We start from the raw sequence: 22,364 nt of genomic DNA on the forward strand, positions 1-22,364 counted from the left end.
GGCACCCGCGCGCAACATCTACGCGCCCTCGGGTGGCCGCGGCGGGGGCAGCAGCGACCCCTCCCCCGCCGTCCAGCCGCCGTCGATGGCCAGTTCGGCGCCGTTGACGTACGAGGCGGCGTCGGACAGCAGGAACGCGATCGCCTCCGCCACCTCCTCGGCCTCCCCCCAGCGCCCGACCGGCGACAGGCCGAAGGTGCCCTCCCCGGACACGGCTCCGAACGACTGCGTCATCGGGGTGACGATCATTCCGGGATGTACGGAGTTGACCCGGATGCGATCCCGCCCGAACTCCAGCGCCGCGATCTTCGTCAGCCCGCGCACCCCCCACTTGGAGGCGCCGTAGCCGCCGGTCATGGGCAGGGCGAACAGCCCCGCGACCGACGACAGGTTCACGATGGCACCGCCGCCAGCCGCGCGCATGGCGCCGGCCACGGCCTTGAGCCCCAGGAAGGTGCCGACCAGGTTCACCTGAAGCACCTGCTGGAATTCCTCCGGCGACTGCTCCTCGATCGACGCGAGGGAGGCGATGCCGGCGTTGTTCACCAGACCCTCGACGCGCCCGTACTCCTCCAGCGTCTGCGCGACCACGGCCGCCCACTCGTCCTGGCTGGTCACGTCGTGTGCGATGAACCGGGCGTCCAGCTCCTTGGCGGTGGCCGTACCCTCCTCCACCAGCACGTCGGTGATCACGACCCGCGCACCGGCGTTCGCACAGCGCCGAGCCGTGGCCGCCCCCATGCCCCGGGCGCCCCCTGTGATGATCACAACCTTGCCATCAAGCACCCTGCATGCCCTTTCTGGGGTGATCTGGATATGTGAACTGAAACACACCCCCCAGTTCCGATCAAGAGCTTGCTCGGTCCACCCCCGCACCCATCGGCGGGCCCTCGCGCCCACACGACCGCCCGGGACCGCACCCGAGCCCCAACCCGCAACGACCCACGCCCTCGCTCGGCCCTACCACGTGACCGCCGGGGGATCCTTGCTCAGCCCCGCCACGTAAGCGCCCGGGCCTTGCTGGGATCTCCCCCCAACGACCACTCAGAACCTTGCCCCCGGCCGCGCCACACGACCGCTCAGGCCGACTATCCTTCAAGGCATCAACACCAACAGGAGGTGGCGAAGATCGGCGAGTTCCTTGTCATCGTGCTGGTGATCCTGGCGTTCCTCCTCCTATTGGGCGGCGTGGGGATCTACTTGCTGGTCAAGCTCGGCAAGAAGGCCGCGGTGAAGGCCAAGGAGGCCACCACCCGGCTCACCACCCACGTCAACGCCATGGGCACGGGCGACGCCGCCGAGGTCGAACGCCTCCGGCTCGACCTGCGCCGCGAGGTTTCCCTCACCCGCCAGGCCGTCGAGCACGCCCAGCGCGAGGGCTGGGGCCTGGGTGACCTGCCGCGCCTCCTGGCCGACCTCACGGCCCAGGCGGACGTGCACGACAGCCAGCTCGGCATGTACGCCCAGCAGCGCCGCGTGTCCCCGTACGTGGACCACGTCACCCTCGACCGCCTCAGGGAACACCAGGCCAAGCTGACGGCGATGTGCGCCCGCATCCGCGCCGACCTCCTGAGCGACCAGGTGCACCACACCTCCACGGGCATCACCGACCTCAGCTCCCGCACGGACCTGGAGATCGAGGCCCGCCGCCAGGCCCCCGCCCCGGACCCCCTGGACCAGATCGACGAGCTCTACCGCCGCACCATGGAAGAACGCAAAGACCGGCCTTAACGACTGCGCTGTGTGACATCATAGACGCGTCGCGTGATATTCGCTGAGGGGGAGCTCCTATGAGCACTGCACTGCCGGAGTGGTTCTATCCCGGCCCTCCCGGTGGCTGGACCGCTGACATGCTCGATCACCTTCCCCCTGACGCGCCTCGGCACGTCGAGCTGATCGATGGGTCGCTAATCATGATGTCGCCGCAGACCGGGTTTCACCAGCGCATGCTCCGCCTGCTCGAGCAATCGCTCCAACTGCCGGAGGAGCTCACAATCGTGCGCGAGATGACCGTGACACTGAGCCTGACACAACGGCCAGAGCCCGACCTCATGCTGGTCAAGGCGTCGGCTTACACCGATGAAGTCACCTCCTTCAAGCCTGGCGACGTGCACCTCGCCGTAGAGGTGGTTTCGAAGGAATCCAGGGACCGAGACCGCACCACCAAGCCGATCAAGTACTCAGATGCTGGCATCAGGCACTTTTGGCGCATTGAGAAGGAGGATGGCCTGCCGGTCGCCTACACCTTCGAGTTGGAGCCGGTCGTCAAGGCGTATGTCCCCACGGGCATCCATCACAAGCGCCTTCAGACGTACATCGGGTTCGACGTGGACATCGATTTCGACCCCGGCAAGGCCGTCAGCTGAACATCGCTCAGACCACCATCCCGACCCACCCCCACCCTGAGTACCGCTCAGGCGGGTTCCACAAGCCTCGTCCCCGACCGCGCCCGCGCGATGTCACGACGGGCCGGCGTTGTTCCTGGTGACCGAGCCGGTGGCGGCGTCCACCGCGACCTCGTGCTTGGTCCCGTCGGGCGTGACCACGTCCGCCTCCCACACGGTCTTGCCCTGCTCCGAGTCCAGGTTCAGCTCCGTGATCCGGCCCTCCGGGACCGCGGCCGCGATGTTGTCCGCCGCCTGCGCATAGTCCAGTTTGGCCGCCGCCACCCGTTCGCGGTGCTTGGTCTTGTCCTCGGCGTCCTCTTCCTCGGTGGTGGGACCGGTGACGACCTTGCCCGACTGCACGTCCATCTGGTGCTCGGTCCCGTCCTGCCCGACGACCTGCACCTCCCAGCGGCTGCCGCCCTCCTCGGTCTCGATCGAGATGAGGGTCGAGTTCGGCACCGCCGCCAGCGCGACCTGGGCGGCCTGCTTCAGGTCCCCGGCTCCGGGCGCGTTGGTGGCGCCGGAGGGCGAGCCCGAGGGGCCGGGCGGCGCGGTGGCGGTGGGCGTGCCGACGGTGGGCGAGGACCGGACGGCCAGCCGCTCCACCTCCCGCAGCACGGTGCCACAGCCACCCGCGAGCACCGTCGCACCGACCAGGGCACCAATGATCGTCTTGTTCATACCCTGGACGCTGCCCACCCCACAGAAAAGCATTCCCCCAGGTCAGAACGCTGGCGACATATTGAACCCCCACCTCCGCGCAGTGCGCTCGACCTATTGGATCCCCGCCTCGCGCATGTCGCGCAGTTCGCGCTTGAGCTCCTTGATCTCGTCGCGCAGCCGGGCGGCCACCTCGAACTGCAGGTCGGCCGCCGACTGGTGCATCTGCTCGGTCAGCGACTCGATGAGGGACTCCATCTGGGCGCGCGGCATCTCGCCCGCGATCGCCTTGGCGTGCTGGCCGGCCTGGCGGGCGGCGAAGCCGGGCACGGGGGCCTTGCCGCGCGACTGCTGCCGGCCCGCGCCCATGAGCTGCTGGGTGTCGGCGTCCTCGCGGGTCAGCGAGTCGAGGATGTCGGCGATCTTCTTGCGCAGCGGCTGCGGGTCGATGCCGTTGGCCTCGTTGTAGGCGATCTGCTTGGCCCGGCGCCGGTTGGTCTCGTCGATCGCCCGCTCCATCGACGGGGTGACCTTGTCGGCGTACATGTGGACCTGGCCCGAGACGTTACGGGCGGCGCGGCCGATGGTCTGGATCAGCGAGGTCTCCGAGCGCAGGAAGCCCTCCTTGTCGGCATCGAGGATGGACACCAGCGACACCTCGGGCAGGTCGAGGCCCTCGCGCAGCAGGTTGATGCCGACGAGCACGTCGAACTCGCCCGTGCGCAGCTCCCGCAGCAGCTCGATGCGGCGCAGCGTGTCGACCTCACTGTGCAGGTAGCGGACCCGGATGCCGAGCTCAAGTAGATAGTCGGTGAGGTCTTCCGACATCTTCTTGGTCAGGGTGGTGACCAGGACGCGCTCGTCGCGCTCGGCCCGCTCGCGGATCTCGTGGACCAGATCGTCGATCTGCCCCTTGGTGGGCTTGACGACGATCTGGGGGTCCACCAGGCCGGTCGGGCGGATGACCTGCTCGACCACCTCGCCCTTGGCGCGCCCGAGCTCGTAGGGGCCGGGCGTGGCCGACAGGTAGACGGTCTGGTCGATGCGCTCCAGGAACTCTTCCCACTTCAGCGGCCGGTTGTCCAGCGCCGACGGCAGCCGGAAGCCGTGGTCGACCAGCGTGCGCTTGCGGGAGGCGTCGCCCTCGTACATGGCGCCGATCTGCGGCACGGTCTGGTGGGACTCGTCGAGGACCAGCAGGAAGTCCTCGGGGAAGTAGTCGAGCAGCGTGTTGGGCGCGCTGCCGGCCTCGCGGCCGTCCATGTGGCGCGAGTAGTTCTCGATGCCGGAGCAGGTGCCGATCTGGCGCATCATCTCGATGTCGTACGTGGTGCGCATCCGCAGCCGCTGCGCCTCCAGCAGCTTGCCCTGCCGCTCCAGCTCGGCCAGCCGCGTCGTCAGCTCCTCCTCGATCCCGGCCACGGCCGCGGCCATGCGCTGCTCACCCGCGACGTAGTGGGAGGCGGGGAAGATGTAGAGCTCCTCGTCCTCGGTGATGACCTCGCCGGTGAGCGGGTGCATGGTCGAGAGCTTCTCGATCTCGTCGCCGAACATCTCGATGCGCACGGCCAGCTCTTCGTACTTCGGGATGATCTCGATCGTGTCGCCGCGCACCCGGAACGTGCCGCGGGTGAAGGCCAGGTCGTTGCGGGTGTACTGCATGTCGACCAGGCGGCGCAGGAGCTGGTCGCGCTCGACGTCCATGCCGACGCGCAGGCGGACCATGCGGTCGACGTATTCCTGCGGCGTGCCCAGGCCGTAGATGCACGACACCGAGGCGACCACGACGGTGTCGCGCCGGGTGAGCAGCGAGTTGGTGGCCGAGTGGCGCAGCCGCTCGACCTCGTCGTTGATCGAGGAGTCCTTCTCGATGTAGGTGTCGCTCTGCGGGACGTACGCCTCCGGCTGGTAGTAGTCGTAGTAGGAGACGAAGTATTCGACCGCGTTGTTGGGCAACATCTCGCGCAGCTCGTTGGCGAACTGCGCGGCGAGCGTCTTGTTGGGCTGCATCACCAGGGCGGGCCGCTGCAGCCGCTCGATCAGCCAGGCGATCGTGGCCGTCTTGCCGGTGCCGGTGGCGCCCAGCAGGACGTTGTCCTTCTCCCCGGCCTTGACGCGGCGCTCCAGCTCGGCGATGGCCGTCGGCTGGTCGCCCGAGGGAGTCATCTCGGTGACGACCTCGAAGGGCGCCACCTTCCGCTGCAAATCAGTGACCGGTCGCATGGTGCCACTGTAGGCGTCGCCACTGACAGAAACAGTCAGGCCGTGCGCTCGCCTATCCGGGGGAAGGGCGTGGTGGAGAAGACGACCTCCACCGGCACCTCGAAATAGTCGGCGATCCGCAGCGCCAGGAAGAGGCTGGGGCTGTATTCGCCGCGTTCGAGATACCCGATGGTCTGGTAGTGGACCCCGAGGGCGTCGGACAGTTGCCTGCGGGTCACGTTCCGCTCTGCGCGCAGCAGCGCGATGCGGTTGTAGACGGTCTCGCTCATCAGGACGTAGTTTCTCAGCTCACCCGCTGTTCTCGCTGTCTCTCAGGTCACTCGACGCATCGCCCGGTGAGGGCGCCCCGCGACCCCCGCCCACCAGCTCTTTTACTTCGATATTGATCGAAAAATAGTAGCTCTACTACATTAGTAGCATGACTACTACGATATGCAATACACATATGACACCGCATTGCAAGCGAACAGTAAGTCACACCCGATACGGTCGGATTCGCCTGTAGCGGAAAAGGAAGGTTCGATGTCACGACCCAGAGAGGCACTGATCAAGGCAGGTCAGGGCGTAGCCCAAGCGGTGGCGCAAGGGGGTGACGTACGTCAGGCGATGGGCCAGGCCATGGGGCAGGCCGTCGAGCAGGCCGGGCAGTTCGCGGGCCAGGCCCGCGGCTTCGCGCTGAACCCGCATGACTTCGCCGCCGCCCGGGACGGTGGCGTGTCCATCGGCACCCTCATCGAGGCGAAGTCGGCCTCGCTCAACGAGGCCGGCGAGATCGTCAACCGCAGCTTCGCCGAGAACGGCATGCACGTCATCTCGCCCGTGGTGATCCCCAAGGGCAGCACCGCCAAGGTGATCGTGCCGCTGGGCATCCTCGTAGTGCTCGGCCTCATCGGCGCGCTCGGCAACATCGTCCCGAGCGCCGACGTGGTGTTCGGCCCGCACTACTGGCTGGTGCTGGTGCTGGCCGCGGTGTTCCTGTGGTGGCGGCGCAGCGTGGTGATGGTGCCCGAGGGCTGCAAGGCGCTGATCACCCAGTTCGGCAAGCTGGTGCACATCGCGGACCCGGGCCGGGTGACGCTGTTCAACCCGTGGAAGCGGGTCAGCTACATCGTCAACACCACCCGCGAGTACCCGTTCAACGCGCCGATCAGCGAAGCCCCCACCCAGCAGGGCGTCAAGGCCAGCGTGGACCTGTTCCTGCAGTTCAGGATCGAGAACCCGGCGGAGTTCATCTTCGTGCTCGGCTCGGTCAGCGGGTTCCAGTCCAAGCTCCAGAACGCCATCAGCGAGGTCACCCGCTCCCTGATCTACGCCCAGCGCGCCGAGGAGATCTACGACCTGGTGGGCGAGAGCACGCACGGCATGCTGGAGACCCTCAACCAGCAGTTCCTGCCGGCCGTACGGCTCACCGACGTCAACATCACCCACGCCGAGCCCTCCAGCCAGGAGTACCGCATGGACCTGGCGGCCCCCGAAATGGTCCGGGTGGCCAAGGAGGCCTACACCTACGAGTACGAACTGCAACTGCGCAAGGAGCAGAACGAGGGCGACCTGATCAAGGAGCTGGCCGGGCTGCAGGAGACGCTCAGCGCCATCCAGGCCGAGATCGCCGGCTACCAGGCCCGCATGGACACCGCGCTCGAACGCGCCAGCCACCAGGCCACCGCCCAGGCCAGGCAGCGCCTGGTCGAGGCCGAGTCCACGGCCAACGCCAACTCCGCGCTGCTGGAGGCGCAGGCGCTGGACATCAGGGCGCTGTCGGCGGCCGAGGCTCCGGAGATCCTCGACTACCGCTTCCAGCAGGACCTGCTGGCCAAGCTGGAGTCGGTCGCGGCCAGGCTGCCCCAGGTGGTGCAGGTGGGCGAGCAGACCGACATCGACTTCCTGGCCCTGGCCCAGCAGCTCGTGGGCGGCAAGGACGCGGTGCTGTTCTCCGCCGAGGACATGGCCGCCATCCGCGGCAGGCTCGACGAGATCGGCGCCCGCGTACGGGGACGCGAAGCCGAGATCGTCGCCCTGCTGGAGAAGGCCGCCGCCGATGTGGAAAAGCCGCCGGCCACGCCGGAGCCGGACCACGACCTGGAGCGGACCGTCGAGCGGCTGCTGCCGTCGGACAAGCAGCACGGACAGGGTGAGATCTGATGAGCAGAGAGTTCTCCAAGATCAAGGAGTCGCTGGCCGGCTGGGGAGAGATCCGCCAGCTCCTGCGCGGCGGCGAGCAGGGCCAGCTCGTGCCCGTCGTCATCCCCAAGGACCGGCGCGGCTTCGCCTGGATGACGCTGGTCTTCCTGGCGATCTACTTCGCCGGCATGGCCGTGCTGAGCGACTTCACCCTCATCGCGGCGCTCGCGGCGCTGGTCAGCCTGCTCCTGGCCATGGTCACGATGTGGCGCAAGGCGATCATCGAGATCGAGGAGGGCACCACCGGCGTACGCAGCCGCTGGGGCGCCATCACCGGCACGCTGCCGCCCGGCCGCCACTACCTCTGGCTGCCGTGGGACCGGGTGGACGCGGTCGTCGACACCTCCACCGAGATCCCGTACTCGGCCCCGATCGTGGCCTGCCCCACCGCCGAGAACGTACCGCTGAAGTCGATCGAGTTCTTCCTGAAGTTCCGCATCGTGGACCCCGTCGCGTTCGTCCGCACGATCGGCGCGGGCAACTTCGACCTGGTGCTCTCCAGCGCGGTGCAGGACGCGATCAGGCAGCGCAGCCGCAGGGTCAACACCGAGCGGGCCTACGACCTGCGCGGCTCCGACGTCGGCGACATGCAGGACGCGCTCAACCGCCAGCTCGGCCGCTACGGCGTGCGCATCACCGGCGCCAACATCCCCGACGTGCAGCTGCCCGACCAGTACCAGCAGCACCTGTCCACCCGCGAGAAGGTCGCCAAGGAACTGTCGGCCTACGAGCGCGAGTGGGAGCTGACCCGCAAGCGCCGCATCGACACGCTGCTGATGGAGATCGAACGCTCCAAGAAGACCCGTGACGCCCGCGTCGTGGAGGTCAAGGCCGCTCACAACAAGGCGCGCAAGGACGTGGCGCGCATGCTGGAGGAGCAGGAGACCGAGGCGCAGCGGGTGACGTGGGAGATCGAGGCGCGCGGCAGGGCCGAGCTGACCGCCGCGGAGAACGAGGCCAAGGCGTTGCGCCGGCTGGCCGAGTCCTACCGGGACAACCGGGCCGTGCTGCAGTACGAGCTGGCCCGCAGGCGCCTCGACGTGGGCGCCAAACTGGCGGAGAACGCGCCGCAGCCCCTGGTCGTACGGACCCAGCAGGGGCAGTCGGACTCCGCGCTCTCCACCCTCCTCCTGGCCCAGCTGCTCCCCCGCATCTCGGGTACGGGAACAGGCCAAGTGAACGGCCACACACCTTCCGTTTAGGAGAACCCCATGGTGTTCCGCAAGTTGATGGCCGCGTTCGGCGCGGGCGTCGAGGTTGACACGGTGTTGACCAACACGGGCGTGCGCCCCGGCGAGCCGCTGCGCGGCGTCGTCCATTTCCGTGGCGGCAACTCCGACTACAAGGTCGAGGGCATCTACATCGACCTCACCGCCGTGGTCGAGGTCGAATCGGGTGACAACGAGTACAAGACGTCCTACAGCTTCCTGCGCCAGCAGGTGGCGGGGACCTTCCAGCTCGCGGCGGGCGCGCAGCACCAGCAGCAGTTCGAGATCCCGATCCCGTGGGAGACGCCGATCAGCGCGATCGCGGGGCATCCGCTGCACGGCATGAAGCTGGGCGTCCAGACGGAGCTGGCGCTGGCGGGCGCGCTGGACAAGGGCGACCTCGACCCGCTGTTCGTCAGCCCGCTGCCCGCCCAGGACCAGGTGCTCGGCGCGCTCGACCGGCTGGGCTTCCAGTTCAAGAAGGCCGACCTGGAGCGGGGCACCCTGTACGGCTCGACCATGCCGTTCTTCCAGGAGATCGAGTACTACGCGGGAGGGCAGTGGCGGCGGCACTTCAACGAGCTGGAGCTGACGTTCATCGCCGGGCCGCGGCAGATGGACGTGATCCTGGAGGCCGACAAGCGGGGCGGCTTCCTGAGCTCCAGTCACGACGCCTACAACCGCTTCACCATCCGCTACGACGACCCGCCGAACTCGGCGGACGCGGGCCTGCAGCGCGGCCTGGAGCAGATGGCCCGCCACCGCGGCTGGTTCTAGACCCGGAGCGCGGCCCGCCATCGTCTCCGGGCCACGATCGGCCCTTGTAGGGTGCCGCCGCCCGCCCGTGGCGGTCAAGGCATGGGACAAGGTGGTCCAGGTCTGGCCCGGACGTGGTGCGGAGGTTCTCGACCTCAAACGCGGGCGACGGCCAGCAGGTGGCCGCTGACGCCCAGCAAAGAGGGCTCGCACTCCAGGCGGCGGGCGGCGTCGAGCAGCAACTCGCGCCGCCCGTCGTCGTCCAGCCAGTCGTCCACGTCGCCGTAGAGCCAGAAGGCGCACTCCAGGCCGTAGCGTTGCGGCTCGGGGAGGCCGGCGTCGGCGAACTCGCCGAGGATCTCGTCGGGGTGGTGGCCGTAGCCGCGAAACCCGTCTTTCCTGGACGAGATGATCAGGCCCGTGTCGAGGGTGCCGTACTCGATCGCCCGCCGCTCCTCCAGCAGGAACCCGCCGAGGTAGACGCTGTCGTGGATGGCCGCGTACCGGCTGATGAAGGCCGCCACCACCAGTCCGCCCGGCCGGACGGCGCGACGGGCCTCCCGCAGGGCGCGCACCCGGTCGGCGCGTTCGGGCAGGTGGTAGAGCGGGCCCAGGAGCAGCGCCGCGTCGGCCCGCCCGTCCTCGACGGGCAACTCGCGGGCGTCCCCGACGCGGGCGCGCACGCCGGGCAGTTTCGCCGCCTCGCGGACGTGCAGCGGGACGGGGTCGATCAGCTCGACGTCGTGGCCCCGCGCGGCCAGCCACTCGGCGTGCACGCCCGTGCCGCCGCCCACGTCGAGCAGCCGCGCGGGCGCCGGCGGCAGGACGCGGCTCAGGACGTCGCGGGTGCGCCAGTACTCCAGCCGGCCACGCCCGTGCCGCAGCCTGGTCAGCTCGCCCCCGCGCTCGTAGTAGCCCATGACGGCGGGATCCATGATCATGCCTCTGAATCCTAGAACCGCCCCTGATACGGACGCGAGGCAATATTCCGGGGCATCTTTCGCTAGCAGATCGTGTGCTGACAGTCGCATGGCGCGGTCGTTACCATGACCTCGGGACCTGACTTGATCGTCGGACGGCGGGGCGAGCGATGGCGAAGTTCATGGCGGCGTTGAAGCGGACCGCCCCGTGGGCGGCCCGCAACGCGGACGGCGCCATCGCGCTCGGCCTGGCGATCGTGGTCGGCGTGCTCGGCATCATGCCGGACGAGATCTTCGGCGAAGAGGGCGACGTCATCCAGCGCCAGCTCGTCACCGCCGCGACCCTGGTGATCCTCGCGCTGGTGGCCACCGCGCTGCTGCGCGACCGCGCCCGCCAGGCCCCGGTCGAGAAGACGATCACCTCGGGGGCGCTGGCCGAGCTGCCCGTGCGCCTGGCCCGCCTGGAGGAGATCGAGGTCCTGGCGCACAGCACCCGCAGGGCGCTGGACGCGCTGCAGCTCGTCCGGGTGCTGGGCAGCAAGCAGGAGATCGCCCAGTCCCACGCCGAGGCCCGCAGGGACACGACCAGGTGGAGCTTCAAGGGCGGCACCGGCACCTACCTGCGCGCGATCACGCTGCCCGAGTGCGTCGCGGCGGCCCGCAGGGACAAGCGCCACCTCACGGTACGGGTCGAGATCATCGATCCGACGAACCTGGAGGTGTGCGAGACCTACGCCCACTACCGCCGCTCGTTGTCCGACGTCCCCGACGGCACCGGCGAGACGTGGACGACCGACCGGGTCATGAAGGAGTCGTACGCGACGGTCCTGGCCGCCTTCTGGCACCGCCAGCGTTACCGCCTGCTCGACATCGAGGTGGGCCTGTCCTCGACGATGACCACGTTCCGCTGGGACCTGTCCACGACCCGCCTGATCATGACGGTCGAGGACCCGAACATGGCCATGACCGCGCTGGCCGACACGTTCTACTACGAGAACTGCGACACCGAGCTGCGGCTCAGCTTCGAGCAGGCGCGGCGGGTGCCGCTGGAGATGTACAAGAAGGTGCCGCTCGGCGACGAGCCCACCATCGAGGAGGTGCAGGAGCTGTTCGAACGGATCGGCGTGCCCCTGCCCAGGACGTACAACGGCCGTGACGTCGTCGACATCGCGCGCAAGGCGCTGCGCGCGGTCAATCCCTACCAATCATGAGCCGCAGCGGCGTGCACGAGCTGGTACGCGGAGGCAAGGCCAGGGCGTGGGCCCTGGCCGAGCTGGAGAGACCGGACCTGAGCGCGGTGCGCCACCCGCTCGGATTCATCTGCCTGCCGGTGGAACGCGACGGCGGCGAAGGGGTATGTCTCCATCTGTGGTCCGACTCGCTCGCGCACGCCGAGAGCACCACCTCGCAGATCCACTGCCATAGCTGGGACCTGGTCAGCCACGTGCTCTACGGCCAGGTGCGCAACGTGCACGCGGTGGTCGCCGACGCCGCCGCGGACGCCACCCACCGGGTGTTCGAGGTGGTCAGCGGGCCGGGCGGCGACGACCTCGCGCCCACCTCCCGCACCGTGCGGCACACCACGGGCCTGGTGGAGGTCTTCGGCCCCGGCGACACCTACACGCTGGCCGCCGACCGCTTCCACAGCAGCGTCGTGCCGGAGGGCGGCGAGGCGGCCACGATCGCGCTCGGCAGCGGCCGGCCCGGCAGCCGCGACCTGTCGCTCGGCCCGCTGGACGGCCGCCTCCATCACGTGTCCAGGCAGCCGCTGGACGCCGCAGAGACGGCCGCGGCCGTCCGCCTGATCACCGCGCACCTGACCTGAGAGGCACCCGATGGACCTGGATCACGCCCGTACGGTCGCCGTCGAAGCCGCGGAGGCCGCGGGCGCGCTGCTGCTGGAGGGTACGCGGAAGGCGCTGCGCGTACGGGCCAAGGGCACGGCCGGCGACGTGGTGACCGATCTCGACCTGGCCTCGGAGAAGCTGCTGCTGGAGCGGATCCTGACGGCCTTCCCCACGCACGCGGTGATCGCCGAGGAGTCCGGGCTGGTCGGGGCCTCGGGCGGCGAGTGGACCTGGCTGGTGGACCCGCTCGACGGCACCAACAACGTGGCCATCGGGCTGCCGACGTACGTGGTGGGCGTGGCGCTGTGCCGGAACGGGCTGCCGCTGCTGGGCGTGGTGCACGATCCGGTCTCCCGGCAGACGTGGTCGGCCGTGCGCGGCAGGGGCGCGCTGGCCTCCTCCGGGGTGCGCCTGGCCCCCGGCCACGCGCCGAGCCCGCACGGGCCTCTGCTGGCCTGGACCCAGGGGTACGGCATCGCCAGGGACGACGTGACCGTACGGCGGCTGAAGACGGCGCTCGACCTGGGCGCCCGCCGGGTGCTGCAGCTCTGGGCGCCGCTGCTGGCCTGGGCGATGCTGGCGCGCGGGGACATCGACGGCATCGTGGGCTACCGGGCCGGGGTGGTGGACCTGCCGGCGGGGGCGTTGCTGGCACAGGAGGCCGGCATCGAGATCAGGGCGCTGGACGGCGGGCCGTACGAGGAGTGCATCGAGGGGCCGGGTGAGCAGCGCAGTTTCGTGGCCGCCCACCCGAGCGCGCTTCCCGCTCTCCTCGGCCTGCTGCACTGAGGAAAATTCCGCGGAAGAAGTGTGTCTTTTGTCGATGAGTTCCGCCGCCGTTCGTCGTCTATTTAGAGGGTGCCGGACAACGGCGCCGATGCCGAGAGGAGCCCGTCATGATGACCACGACCGAGCTGGCGCAGGTGCTCTTCGTCACCTCACTGCAGCCGTCCGACGAGTTGTCCCCGTACCAGATCCGTGAGGCCGTGGACGAGCGGCTGTGCGCGTGCGGCGGCGACCCGTCCTGGTGCGCGGCGTATGTGGCCCAGGAGGCCGGCGACCACCCCGACTCGTACGTGCGGCGCATGCGCTGGGCGCTGGACGCGGTCGCCGGCGCCTACACGCTGGCCGCCGCCTGATCAGCCGAACTCGACCAGTGCCCAGACGGTCGCCGCGACCCCGGCGACGGCCAGACCGGCGCCGGTGAGCAGGAAGCGGCGCATCGGGACCTTGACGCCGTGGCGGCGGCAGGACTCGAACCACAGCAGCGTGGCCAGCGAGGCCCACGGGGTGATGACGGGGCCGACGTTGGCGCCCACCAGCAGGGCCAGCAGTGACTCCTGGTCGGCGGCCGGGATGACGTACTCGACGGCCTTGTAGGCGGGCAGGTTGTTGATCAGGTTGGACAGTCCCGCGCCGACGGCGGCGGTGCGGTAGGGGTCGCCCTCAGTGCCGATCATCCAGGTCATCAGCGTGGACAGGCCGTGGATGCTGAGTGTGGGCACCACCAGGAACAGGCCGGTCACGAAGATGACGAGCTGCCAGGGGATCAGGCTCCAGGTCAGGCGCTCGCGGGCGCGCAGCAGGAAGGCGGCCACCACGAGGACGGCCGCCGCCGTGGCGGCGATCGCTACGTGCGCCTCGAACAGCAGCAGGGCGATGAACAGCACGCACCCGGCCGCCGCCGCCCCGAACAACACGCGGTCGGCCACCGGCTCCAGCACCGGCGGGATGTAGCGCAGGTCGCGCCGCTCACCGCGCCGCCAGAAGAACACCCACAGGAACGCCATCGTCACCAGGATCGAGACGACCTGCGGCGCCCACATGCGGGCGGCGAACTCCGGGGCGCCGAGGCCGATCTTGTGCATGCTCAGCAGGTTCGTCAGGTTGGAGACCGGCAGCAGCAGGCTCGCGGTGTTGGCCAGCCAGATGGTGGTCATGGCCAGGGGTAGCGCGGCGATGCGGGCTCTGGGGGCGAGGGCGAGCATGACGGGGGTGAGGAGGACGGCCGTCGTGTCCAAGTTCAGAAATATCGTGACAAATGACGCAAAAACGACACAAAGAAAGAACAGGGCGGCATAGTTGCCGCGCCCGAGCACCGCCATCCTGGCCGCGATCGCGTCGAAGACCTGTGCGTCCTTGGTGAGCTCCGCCAGCACGATGATCGCCACCAGGAAGACCAGCAGCGGGCCGATCTCGCTGAGGCTCGTGACCGCGTCGGCCCAGGGCAGCAGTCCGGTCGCCACGAAGACCAGACCCAGAACCAGCAGCCCGACCCTGATCCAGTCGAGCACGCCAAGACGCCGCCACACCCGACGATGATCGCACACACTGCCAATCCCCGCCCCCGCGCGGGATACTGGTCGGATGGCACGTGACGGCAGGCCGACCGACATCTTCGTCAGCTACTCCCCGGCCGACACGGCGTGGGCGACCTGGATCGCCTGGGAGCTGGAGGCCGCGGGCTACAAGACCATGATCCAGGCGTGGGACTTCGTGCCCGGCACCAACTTCATCGACTTCATGGACCGCGGGGTCAGCCAGGCGCGGCTCGTCGTGGCCGTGTTGTCGCGCAACTACCTGGGCTCGCGCTACGGCCGGATGGAGTGGCAGGCCGCGCTGCGGGCCGACCCCGACAACCCCTCCAACAAGCTCGTCACGATCCGGCTGGAGGACGTGCCGCTGGAGGGCCTGCTGTCCACGATCACCTGGGTCGACCTGCTCGGCGTCACCGATCCGGGCCAGGCCAGGGCGCTGCTGCTGGGCCGGGTCGGCGAGGCCATGGCGGGCCGGGCCAAGCCGGCGGCCGCGCCGGCCTTCCCCGACGGCGCCCACGTGCCGCCGCCCGCCCCGCCGACGTTGCCGCCACCGGAGGAGTCCGCCCGGTCCAGGCGCGCACCCGTCGCGGCGCCCAAGTTCCCGCCGGTGGCCGGCGAGAGCCCGGGGCGCGAGTCGATCAGCGTGCTGCACATCGGCGGCCCCCGCTTCGGCAGGGCGCTGCCCGACCCCGGCGAGCCGTTCACGCCCGAGGACATGCAGGCGCGCATCTGGGCCGACCTGACCGCCATGTACGACCGCGGCATGCCCCGCCCCGACCTGATGGTCATCAGCGGCGACCTGACCGAGTCGGGCAGCCTGGGGCAGTTCGGGCAGGCGACGCGGTTCGTGACCGACCTGCGGCTGCTGCTCGGCCTCGAACCGCACCGGCTGGTGCTGCTGCCGGGGCCGCGCGACGTCACCAAGGCCGCGGCCAGCGCCTACTTCATGACCTGCGAGGCCGACGACGTGAGCCCGCAGCCGCCGTACTGGCCCAAGTGGCGGCACTTCGCCAAGTTGTTCGGCGAGGTGTACCAGGGGCTGGACGACCGGGTGTTCGACGGCGGCCAGCCGTGGACCCTGTTCGAGGTGCCCGACCTGAAGGTGGTCGTGGCGGGGCTCAACTCGACGATGGCCATGAGCCATCTGGAGCGCGACGCGTACGCGCAGCTCGGGGAGGCGCAGGCGGCCTGGTTCGCCGAGCGGCTGCGGCCGTACGAGGAGAGCGCGTGGTTGCGGCTGGGCGCGATCGGGCATCCGCCGCAGGAGTTGCGGGACGCGCCCGCGTTCGAGCGGCTGCTGGGGCACCGGCTCAACCTGCTCTTCCACGGCGGTTCCGGGCCGCAGGCCGAGGGCCGCGTCGCCGCGCCCCGCTCGGGGCGGCACCACGTGGTGGAGATCGGCCCCGAGGGGCTGCGTACGTGGCTGCCGGAAGGGGACCGGCCCGAGCAGGTCCGCGCCCGCTGGCGGGCCGCGCAGGCCCCGTTCACCGGTGAGAGCCCGCCCGCCGCCGCGCCGGCCGCGCCGAAGCCGGAAGAACGCGCGCCGAGCCCGCTGGAGCTGCTGCTCGACCGCGTCACCGAGGTCTGCGAGGCCAGGCACGAACGCGCCAGGATCCGCAGGTTCGACGCCTACCTGGTGGTCACCCACCCCGAGGACGGGTTCGTCCGCCAGCTGATGATCGGCGCGCACGTGGGCGAGGTGACCGAGGAGGCCGCCGCCGGGTTCGTCCGCCAGGCGCACGCCACCGGCCTGGCCGCCGAGCTGGTCTACCAGGGGCCGCCCGCACCGCGCGCGATCCGCGACGACCTGATGCGCAAGGGCGTGCGGTTGCGTACGTTCACGGAGTTCCAGGGGCTGCTCGACCTGACCGGCTACGTCGCCGAGCAGACCGCCCGGCTGATCGCCGACCGGCGCTACCCGCCCGACCTGTACGTGCCGCAGCGCTACCGCGAGCTGGACCGCCCCGGCGGCCAGGTCGGGCAGGGCCTGACCGACGAGCTGATCCGGCTGCTGGCCACCGACCACGGCCGGTTCCTGCTGCTGCTGGGCGACTTCGGGCACGGCAAGACGTTCGCCCTGCGCGAGCTGGCCCGGCGCATCCCCGCCGAGCTGCCGCACCTGACGCCGATCCTCATCGAGTTGCGCGCCCTGGACAAGGCGCACTCGGTGGACGCGCTGGTGGCGGCCCATCTGGCGGGCCACGGCGAGGAGTTCATCGACCTCAAGGCGTTCCGCTACCTGCTGCGGCAGGGGCGGATCGTGCTGCTGTTCGACGGGTTCGACGAGCTGGTGACACGGCTGACCTACGACCGGGCGGCCGACCACCTGGCCACGCTGCTGGCGGCGGCCGAGGACAAGGCGAAGATCGTGGTGGCCAGCCGTACCCAGCACTTCAAGTCGCACAGCCAGGTGCTGACCTCGCTCGGCGAGATGGTGGGGGTGCTGCCGCAGCGGCGGGTGCTGAGCGTCGAGGACTTCACGACCGACCAGATCCGCTCCTACCTGGCCAACCGGTTCGCCGGCGGCGACGAGGCCGGCGCGCGCATGCGGCTCATGGGCGAGATCGAGGACCTGCTCGCGCTGGCGCAGAACCCGCGCATGCTCAGCTTCATCGCCGACCTCGACGCCGACCGCCTGCGTACCGTGGCCGAGGCCCGCCACACGATCAGCCCGGCCCTGCTGTACGAGGAGATCCTCGGCTCCTGGCTGACCTTCGAGGAGCGGCGGGCCACGATCCCCGGCTCCCCCTCGGCGCTCACCGTCGAGGAGTTGTGGCGGGCGGTGACCGCCCTGGCGGTGCGGCTGTGGCAGTCCGGCGAGTCGCTGCTGGGCGTGGACGAGCTGACCGAGATCGCCGGGACGCTGACCGACCTGGCCGACGGGCAGCTCTCGGCCGCGCACGCCGCCTTCCGGATGGGCTCGGGCAGCCTGCTGGTGCGCACCGAGGAAGGCATGTTCGGCTTCATCCACGCCTCGGTGATGGAATGGCTGGTCGCCAGGCACATCGCCACCACGCTGGAGCGCCCCGCGCTGCTGGCCCGCCGCCCCCTGTCCGCGCTGACCGTGGAGTTCCTGTGCGACCTGGCCGACGTGCGGGCGCTGCGGGCCTGGGCGGCCGATCCGCCGCCCGACGACGTGGCCAGGGCCAACGCGGTCAAGATCTCCGCCAGGCTGCGTACGCCCGCCCGCGCCGACCTGCGCGGGGCCAACCTCAAGGGCGAGGACCTGTCGGCCAGGGACCTGCGCGAGGTCGATCTCACCGGGGCCGACCTGTCGGAGGCGACGCTGGCGGGCACCAACCTGTCCAGGGCCGTGCTGCGCGGGGCCAGGCTGGTGGGCGCGCGGCTCGACGGCGCCCAGCTCACCGGGGCCGACCTGCGCGACGCCGACCTGTCGGGCGCGCGGCTGGCGCAGGCGGACCTGAGCGACGCGGCACTCGACGGCGCCCGCTGGCACCGCGCCACGCTGATCAACGTGACCGGCACACTGCCGCACCTGGCCGGCGCGGCCGTGGTGCCGGGGCAGCCGGTGGAGGTGGAGTTCGCGCCGGCCGGCATCGGCGTCCCGTACGGCTACCACTTCCGCACCAGCCGCCTGCCCGAGCCGATCGCCTACAGCCCCGACGGCGCGACGATCGCGATCGGCAACGAGGACGGCGGCGTGCTGCTGTGCGTGGGCGGCGCTCCCGTACGCACGCTGCAGGGGCACCGGGGCCGCGTGTACGCGGTCGAGTTCGGCGGCGGCCTGCTGGTCACCGGGGCCAGCGACGGCGTCGTGGCGTTGTGGGACGCCGTCACGGGCGAGCCCCTGCACCGGCTGACCGGCCATCCCGACGGCGTCTGGCCGATCCGCCTCAGCCCCTCGGGCGAACTGGTGGCCGCGGGCGGCGGCGACGGCGTCGTACGCGTGTGGGAGACCGCCACCGGACGGCTCGTGCACGAACTGGCCGGGCACCAGTCGCCCGTCTACACCGCCTCGTTCGGCCGCTCGGCACTGGTGACCGGCGACGCGGCGGGCATGGTGCGCGTCTGGGACCTCGAATCCGGGCAGGTCAAGGAGACCCTCGGGGAGCATCGCGGCAGCGTCTACCGCGCCGTGCACAGCCCCGACGGCCGCCTGCTGGCCACCGGCGACGAGGCGGGCGCCGTCCGGCTGTGGGACACCGCCACCTGGCGGCTGACGCACGACCTGGCCGGGCACCTGGGCAGCGTCTACTGCGTGGCGTTCTCGCCCGACGGCACGCTGCTGGCCACCGGCGACACGGCGGGCAGCGTACGCCTGTGGGACCCGTCCGGCGAGGCGCACGGCGTGCACACCACCCACGCCGCCGCCGTCTACCAGGTGTCCTTCAGCCCCGACGGGCAGGTCCTGGCCAGCGGCGACTCCGGCGGCGTCGTACGGCTGCAGCGGCTCGGCGGCGGCCAGCGGGTGGAGCTGACGGGCCACCGCAGCTCGGTCTGGCCGTTCGCGTTCAGCCCCGACGGGCAACAGTTGGCCACCAGCAGCAACGACGGCACCGCGCGGTTGTGGGACACCGAGAGCGGCCAGTGCCAGCGGGTGTTGCGCGGCCACGGCCGGCGGATCTCCTCCGTCAGGTTCAGCGCCGACGGCACCATGCTGGCGACCAGCGGCAACGACGGCATCGTACGCGTGTGGGAGCCGAGCACCGGGCGGCGCCTGCGCGAGTTCACCGGCACGGCCGACCGGCTGATCTCGGCCTCCTTCTCCCCCGCCGGGCCGGTGCTGGCCACCTCCAGCAACGACGGCGGCGTGCACTTCTGGAACGCCGCCACCGGCGACTACGAGCGCGAACTGCACGCCGAGACCGACCACGTGTGGGCCGAGGCGTTCAGCCCGGACGGCGACCTGCTGGCCACCGCCAACGACGACGACAGCGTGCGCGTCTGGTACCGGCCGACCGGGCGGCTGGCGGCCACCCTGGCCGACCATCGCGGGCGGGTGCGCTCGATCGCGTTCAGTCCCGACGGCGGGTACGTGGCCACCGCCTGCGACGACAAGCTGGTCCGGCTGTGGCACGTGGACTCACAGGGCCCGCTGGCCACCCTGGAGGGGCACACCGACCGGGTCTACTCGGTGGCCTTCTCCCCCGACGGCCGCCATCTGGCCAGCGCCGGCAACGACGGCAGGGCCCTGCTGTGGGAGCTGCCGGCGCACCGGCCCCGGCTGGTACGCACGCTCGACCGGCACGAGGGGCGGTTGTGGAGCGTGGCGTTCGACGCCACCGGCGAGCGCCTGGCCACCGGCGGCGACGACCTGCTCGTGCGCGTGTGGGACACCGACACCGGCCGGCTGCATCACACGCTGGCCGGGCATGCCCGCAGGGTCTGGTCGGTGGCCTTCAGCCCGGTGGGCGACCTGCTGGCCAGCGCCGGGGACGACGGCGTGGTGATCCTCTGGGAGGGCGGCGAGCGGCGGGCGACCCTGCTCGGGCTGCCCGAGGGGTGGGCGGCGCTGGCGCCGGACGGGCGGTACAAGGTGCAGGGGGATCCGGGCGGGCAGTTCTGGCACGTCGTCGGGATGTCGCGGTTCGAGCTGGGCGAGCTGGATCCCTACCTGCCGGGGGTGCGGCAGGTCCCGCTGGACTCGGCCTTCTGAGCTCACTGGTCCGATGGACGACCCGCCGGGCGAGCGCCTGTTCGCATACGACAGGCGCTCGCCCGGTCGAGCCGTCACTGCCGGCTCTGCTGCGCTTCTAGAACACCTCGATGCGGTCCATGCTGATCACCGTGCTGGTCGAGGCGGAGTTGCGCTCGCCGGTCACGCGTACCTTCAGCGTGTGCTCGCCGTGCGGCAGCACCGGGCTCATGTAGTTGAGCTGCTCGCCCACACGGATGGCGCTGTAGTAGTCCACGCGCTGCTCGGGGCCGCCGTCGATGGAGATGGCGGCGATGCCGTTGCCGGTGTCGCGGACGCTCAGCAGGGCCACGCGCGTACCGGTGAAGCGGATCGTCGCGGTCGCGCCGGCCTGGCCGCTCCAGTGGTCGTTGCCCCAGAAGCACTGGTTGCCGCAGCCGGAGCCGGACTGCCAGCTGCCCGAGTACGTCACCTCAGGGCTGAAGTCGTCGATCACCGACGTGTTCGCGCCCGGGTCACCCGAAGGGAGTTGCTGAGTGGCCCCCGCCGCCAGCGGGCGGCCGAAGTTCGGGGTGCCGTCGGCGTTCCAGGTGAACCTCTGCACCCGGGTCGTACGGAAGTTGTAGGTGTTCACGCTGGTGTTCTTGCCGTGGTAGGCGATCCAGTCCTGGGTGCCGTCGGGCGAGCGGAAGAACGAGTGGTGACCCGGCCCCCACACGCCGGTCTCGTTGTTGCGCGAGAAGACCGGGCCCGCGTGCTGCCTCCAGTTGGCCGGCACCATCGGGTCGGCGCCGTTGGCGATGCTCTTCATCCAGAGCTGGTAGTCGGGCTTGCCGGTGTCGCAACTGGAGTAGGTCAGGAACGTCCTGCCGTTGCGGTACAGCGGCGTCGGGCCCTCACGCACCTCGGTGCAGCCGCCGTCCGCGGGGATCGCGACCCGGTTGCCGGTGACCGTCCAGGCGTTGCTCATCCTGGCGATGTAGAGCTGCTGGGGGCCGCCGCTCATGCCGCGTCCCGGGCTGCTCCAGACGAAGTACTGCTGGCCGTTGTGGGTGATCGGCTCGCCGTCGATGGCGTACACGCCGTAGTCGGCGATCTTGGCCTTGAACGAGTACGGGCCCATCGGGTCGTTGCCCGCGGACTCCAGGACGTACATGCGGTGGTTGGCGTCCACGCCGTCGGAGGCGGTGTAGTAGATGTACCAGCGGTTTCCGACGTGGCGGAAGGCCGGCGCCCACATCTGCTTGTTGCGGCTGTTGTCGCTGTCGCGCCAGACGACCTGCTCGGTCGCCGACAGCAGCGTGGCCAGGCTGGGCGACTTCCAGATGCCGATCCGGTCGCCGCGCGTGGTGGCCACGTAGTAGTTGCCGTTGTGGAACATGAGGCTGGGGTCGGCCGACGGGTTGACCGGGTTACGGAACGACTGCGTCGCCGCGTTCGCCGGAGATGCGGGAACGATGAGGCTCAGGGCGACTGCTATGACTGCTACGGCGGCACGCCAGGGCGTTAAACGCGGCATCGACGGTCCTTCCATGATCCTTGCTGGGGGAACTTTACGATCGTCATGGAAAGACGTCATGCCCGTCAATGGCATCGACTGGCCAACTGGAAAGAAACCTGCCCAAAAACCGGCCCTTTGTTGTCCACGGCCGTCGCCCCCTCAGCCCCGGGCGGCCCGGCCCAGCAGGTCCTGCCAGACCTCATCCACCCGCGCGTCCAGCTCCTCCAGCGGGCCCTCGTTGGGGATCACGATGTCGGCCGCCGCCAGCCGGTCGCCTCGGGTCGCCTGGGCGGCGATGCGGGCCTTGGCGTCGGCCTCCGCCATGCCGCGGTGCTCGGCCAGCCGCTCGATGCGCAGCCGGTCGGGCGCGTCCACGACGATGACCACGTCGTACATGGGGGCCAGGTTGTTCTCCACCAGCAGCGGCACGTCGTACACCATGATGGTGTCGTCCGCGGCCTCCCGCTGGAGCTGCGCGACGCGCTCCCCCACGAGCGGGTGCACGATCGCGTTGAGCGCCGCCAGTTTCTCGGAGTCGGCGAACACGTAGGAGCCCAGCTTCTCCCTGTTGAGCGAGCCGTCGGGGTGGAGCACCTCCTCCCCGAACGTGGCCACCACCCGCGCCAGGCCGGCCGTGCCCGGCTCCACGACCTCGCGGGCGATCTTGTCGGCGTCGATCACCATCGCGCCCTTGGCCGACAGCCGCCTGGCCACCTCGCTCTTGCCCGAGCCGATCCCGCCGGTGAGTCCGATCTTCAGCACCTGAA

Annotated in this window: 18 protein-coding genes; 10 read left to right on the plus strand and 8 right to left on the minus strand. The window is 70.4% G+C overall.

The annotated features are described in order from the left end of the window. Positions 1-18: 18 nt before the first annotated feature. Complete coding sequence (locus AB0I81_RS41600; protein ID WP_360669319.1) at positions 19-834, minus strand: glucose 1-dehydrogenase; 816 nt, start codon at positions 832-834, stop codon at positions 19-21. A 285-nt stretch (positions 835-1,119) separates the two neighbouring features. Here AB0I81_RS41600 and AB0I81_RS41605 point away from each other — a divergent pair, with 285 nt between their 5' ends. Both AB0I81_RS41605 and AB0I81_RS41610 read left to right on the plus strand, forming a co-directional pair. Then, positions 1,120-1,731, plus strand: coding sequence for a hypothetical protein (locus AB0I81_RS41605; protein ID WP_360669322.1), 612 nt, complete (start codon positions 1,120-1,122; stop codon positions 1,729-1,731). Positions 1,732-1,790: 59 nt separating this feature from the next. Beyond that, the gene (locus AB0I81_RS41610; protein WP_360669324.1) at positions 1,791-2,366 is read left to right on the plus strand and encodes a Uma2 family endonuclease; all 576 of its coding nucleotides are present in this window, start codon (positions 1,791-1,793) and stop codon (positions 2,364-2,366) included. 93 nt (positions 2,367-2,459) lie between these two features. On the opposite strand, the gene AB0I81_RS41615 is transcribed toward AB0I81_RS41610, so the two are convergent. From AB0I81_RS41615 to AB0I81_RS41625, 3 genes are all read right to left on the minus strand, one after another. Then, entirely contained in the window at positions 2,460-3,068 is a 609-nt protein-coding gene (locus AB0I81_RS41615; RefSeq protein ID WP_360669327.1) for a PepSY domain-containing protein, read from the minus strand. A gap of 93 nt (positions 3,069-3,161) precedes the next feature. After that, the gene (gene uvrB, locus AB0I81_RS41620) at positions 3,162-5,270 is read right to left on the minus strand and encodes an excinuclease ABC subunit UvrB (protein WP_360669329.1); all 2,109 of its coding nucleotides are present in this window, start codon (positions 5,268-5,270) and stop codon (positions 3,162-3,164) included. A 35-nt stretch (positions 5,271-5,305) separates the two neighbouring features. Beyond that, entirely contained in the window at positions 5,306-5,539 is a 234-nt protein-coding gene (locus tag AB0I81_RS41625; RefSeq protein WP_360669332.1) for a helix-turn-helix transcriptional regulator, read from the minus strand. Positions 5,540-5,792: 253 nt separating this feature from the next. Here AB0I81_RS41625 and AB0I81_RS41630 point away from each other — a divergent pair, with 253 nt between their 5' ends. The 3 genes from AB0I81_RS41630 to AB0I81_RS41640 are packed head-to-tail and all read left to right on the plus strand — an operon-like array spanning position 5,793 to position 9,436. Next, a complete protein-coding gene (locus AB0I81_RS41630; RefSeq protein ID WP_360669335.1) occupies positions 5,793-7,412 on the plus strand; it encodes an SPFH domain-containing protein in 1,620 nt (539 codons plus the stop codon). Further along, positions 7,412-8,653, plus strand: a complete 1,242-nt coding sequence (locus tag AB0I81_RS41635) for an SPFH domain-containing protein (protein ID WP_360669338.1) — start codon at positions 7,412-7,414, stop codon at positions 8,651-8,653. The genes AB0I81_RS41630 and AB0I81_RS41635 overlap by 1 nt, the downstream gene beginning before the upstream one ends. Before the next feature lie 9 nt (positions 8,654-8,662). Next, positions 8,663-9,436 (plus strand): sporulation protein, encoded by a 774-nt coding sequence (locus tag AB0I81_RS41640; protein ID WP_360669341.1) that lies wholly within the window; start codon positions 8,663-8,665, stop codon positions 9,434-9,436. 134 nt (positions 9,437-9,570) lie between these two features. Here the strand turns inward: AB0I81_RS41640 and AB0I81_RS41645 are convergent, their stop codons facing one another. Beyond that, positions 9,571-10,356, minus strand: a complete 786-nt coding sequence (locus tag AB0I81_RS41645; RefSeq protein ID WP_360669344.1) for a methyltransferase domain-containing protein — start codon at positions 10,354-10,356, stop codon at positions 9,571-9,573. A 149-nt stretch (positions 10,357-10,505) separates the two neighbouring features. On the opposite strand from AB0I81_RS41645, the gene AB0I81_RS41650 reads away from it, so the two are divergent. The 4 genes from AB0I81_RS41650 (at position 10,506) to AB0I81_RS41665 (ending at position 13,321) form a co-directional block, all read left to right on the plus strand. Beyond that, entirely contained in the window at positions 10,506-11,546 is a 1,041-nt protein-coding gene (locus AB0I81_RS41650) for a hypothetical protein (protein ID WP_360669347.1), read from the plus strand. Beyond that, positions 11,543-12,160 carry a hypothetical protein gene (locus AB0I81_RS41655; RefSeq protein ID WP_360669350.1) on the plus strand — a complete coding sequence of 206 codons (618 nt, stop codon included), beginning with the start codon at positions 11,543-11,545 and terminating at the stop codon, positions 12,158-12,160. Before AB0I81_RS41650 ends, AB0I81_RS41655 begins: the two co-directional genes overlap by 4 nt. Positions 12,161-12,170: 10 nt before the next feature. Next, positions 12,171-12,971: an inositol monophosphatase family protein gene (locus AB0I81_RS41660; RefSeq protein WP_360669353.1), complete on the plus strand. Its 801-nt coding sequence runs from the start codon at positions 12,171-12,173 to the stop codon at positions 12,969-12,971. A gap of 107 nt (positions 12,972-13,078) precedes the next feature. Further along, entirely contained in the window at positions 13,079-13,321 is a 243-nt protein-coding gene (locus tag AB0I81_RS41665) for a hypothetical protein (RefSeq protein WP_360669356.1), read from the plus strand. On the opposite strand, the gene AB0I81_RS41670 is transcribed toward AB0I81_RS41665, so the two are convergent. After that, positions 13,322-14,494, minus strand: coding sequence for an SLC13 family permease (locus AB0I81_RS41670; protein WP_360669359.1), 1,173 nt, complete (start codon positions 14,492-14,494; stop codon positions 13,322-13,324). 55 nt (positions 14,495-14,549) lie between these two features. Between AB0I81_RS41670 and AB0I81_RS41675 the strand changes: the two genes are divergently transcribed. Next, on the plus strand, positions 14,550-20,117 hold the full coding sequence (locus tag AB0I81_RS41675; RefSeq protein ID WP_360669362.1) for a TIR domain-containing protein: 5,568 nt from the start codon (positions 14,550-14,552) through the stop codon (positions 20,115-20,117). 97 nt (positions 20,118-20,214) lie between these two features. Here the strand turns inward: AB0I81_RS41675 and AB0I81_RS41680 are convergent, their stop codons facing one another. Then, positions 20,215-21,615: a glycoside hydrolase family 43 protein gene (locus tag AB0I81_RS41680; protein WP_360669366.1), complete on the minus strand. Its 1,401-nt coding sequence runs from the start codon at positions 21,613-21,615 to the stop codon at positions 20,215-20,217. A 141-nt stretch (positions 21,616-21,756) separates the two neighbouring features. Next, the gene (gene coaE / locus AB0I81_RS41685) at positions 21,757-22,359 is read right to left on the minus strand and encodes a dephospho-CoA kinase (RefSeq protein ID WP_360669368.1); all 603 of its coding nucleotides are present in this window, start codon (positions 22,357-22,359) and stop codon (positions 21,757-21,759) included. Positions 22,360-22,364: the final 5 nt, after the last annotated feature.

It is taken from the genome of Nonomuraea sp. NPDC050404 (assembly GCF_040655495.1).
Lineage (GTDB): Bacteria > Actinomycetota > Actinomycetes > Streptosporangiales > Streptosporangiaceae > Nonomuraea.

Coding starts and splice junctions, on each gene's coding strand:
- AB0I81_RS41610 (WP_360669324.1), top strand. CDS start 1,791: ATGAGCACTGCACTGCCGGAGTGGTTCTATCCCGGCCCTCCCGGTGGC.
- AB0I81_RS41615 (WP_360669327.1), bottom strand. CDS start 3,068: ATGAACAAGACGATCATTGGTGCCCTGGTCGGTGCGACGGTGCTCGCG.
- uvrB (WP_360669329.1), bottom strand. CDS start 5,270: ATGCGACCGGTCACTGATTTGCAGCGGAAGGTGGCGCCCTTCGAGGTC.
- AB0I81_RS41625 (WP_360669332.1), bottom strand. CDS start 5,539: ATGAGCGAGACCGTCTACAACCGCATCGCGCTGCTGCGCGCAGAGCGG.
- AB0I81_RS41630 (WP_360669335.1), top strand. CDS start 5,793: ATGTCACGACCCAGAGAGGCACTGATCAAGGCAGGTCAGGGCGTAGCC.
- AB0I81_RS41635 (WP_360669338.1), top strand. CDS start 7,412: ATGAGCAGAGAGTTCTCCAAGATCAAGGAGTCGCTGGCCGGCTGGGGA.
- AB0I81_RS41640 (WP_360669341.1), top strand. CDS start 8,663: ATGGTGTTCCGCAAGTTGATGGCCGCGTTCGGCGCGGGCGTCGAGGTT.
- AB0I81_RS41645 (WP_360669344.1), bottom strand. CDS start 10,356: ATGATCATGGATCCCGCCGTCATGGGCTACTACGAGCGCGGGGGCGAG.
- AB0I81_RS41650 (WP_360669347.1), top strand. CDS start 10,506: ATGGCGAAGTTCATGGCGGCGTTGAAGCGGACCGCCCCGTGGGCGGCC.
- AB0I81_RS41655 (WP_360669350.1), top strand. CDS start 11,543: ATGAGCCGCAGCGGCGTGCACGAGCTGGTACGCGGAGGCAAGGCCAGG.
- AB0I81_RS41660 (WP_360669353.1), top strand. CDS start 12,171: ATGGACCTGGATCACGCCCGTACGGTCGCCGTCGAAGCCGCGGAGGCC.
- AB0I81_RS41665 (WP_360669356.1), top strand. CDS start 13,079: ATGATGACCACGACCGAGCTGGCGCAGGTGCTCTTCGTCACCTCACTG.
- AB0I81_RS41675 (WP_360669362.1), top strand. CDS start 14,550: ATGGCACGTGACGGCAGGCCGACCGACATCTTCGTCAGCTACTCCCCG.
- AB0I81_RS41680 (WP_360669366.1), bottom strand. CDS start 21,615: ATGCCGCGTTTAACGCCCTGGCGTGCCGCCGTAGCAGTCATAGCAGTC.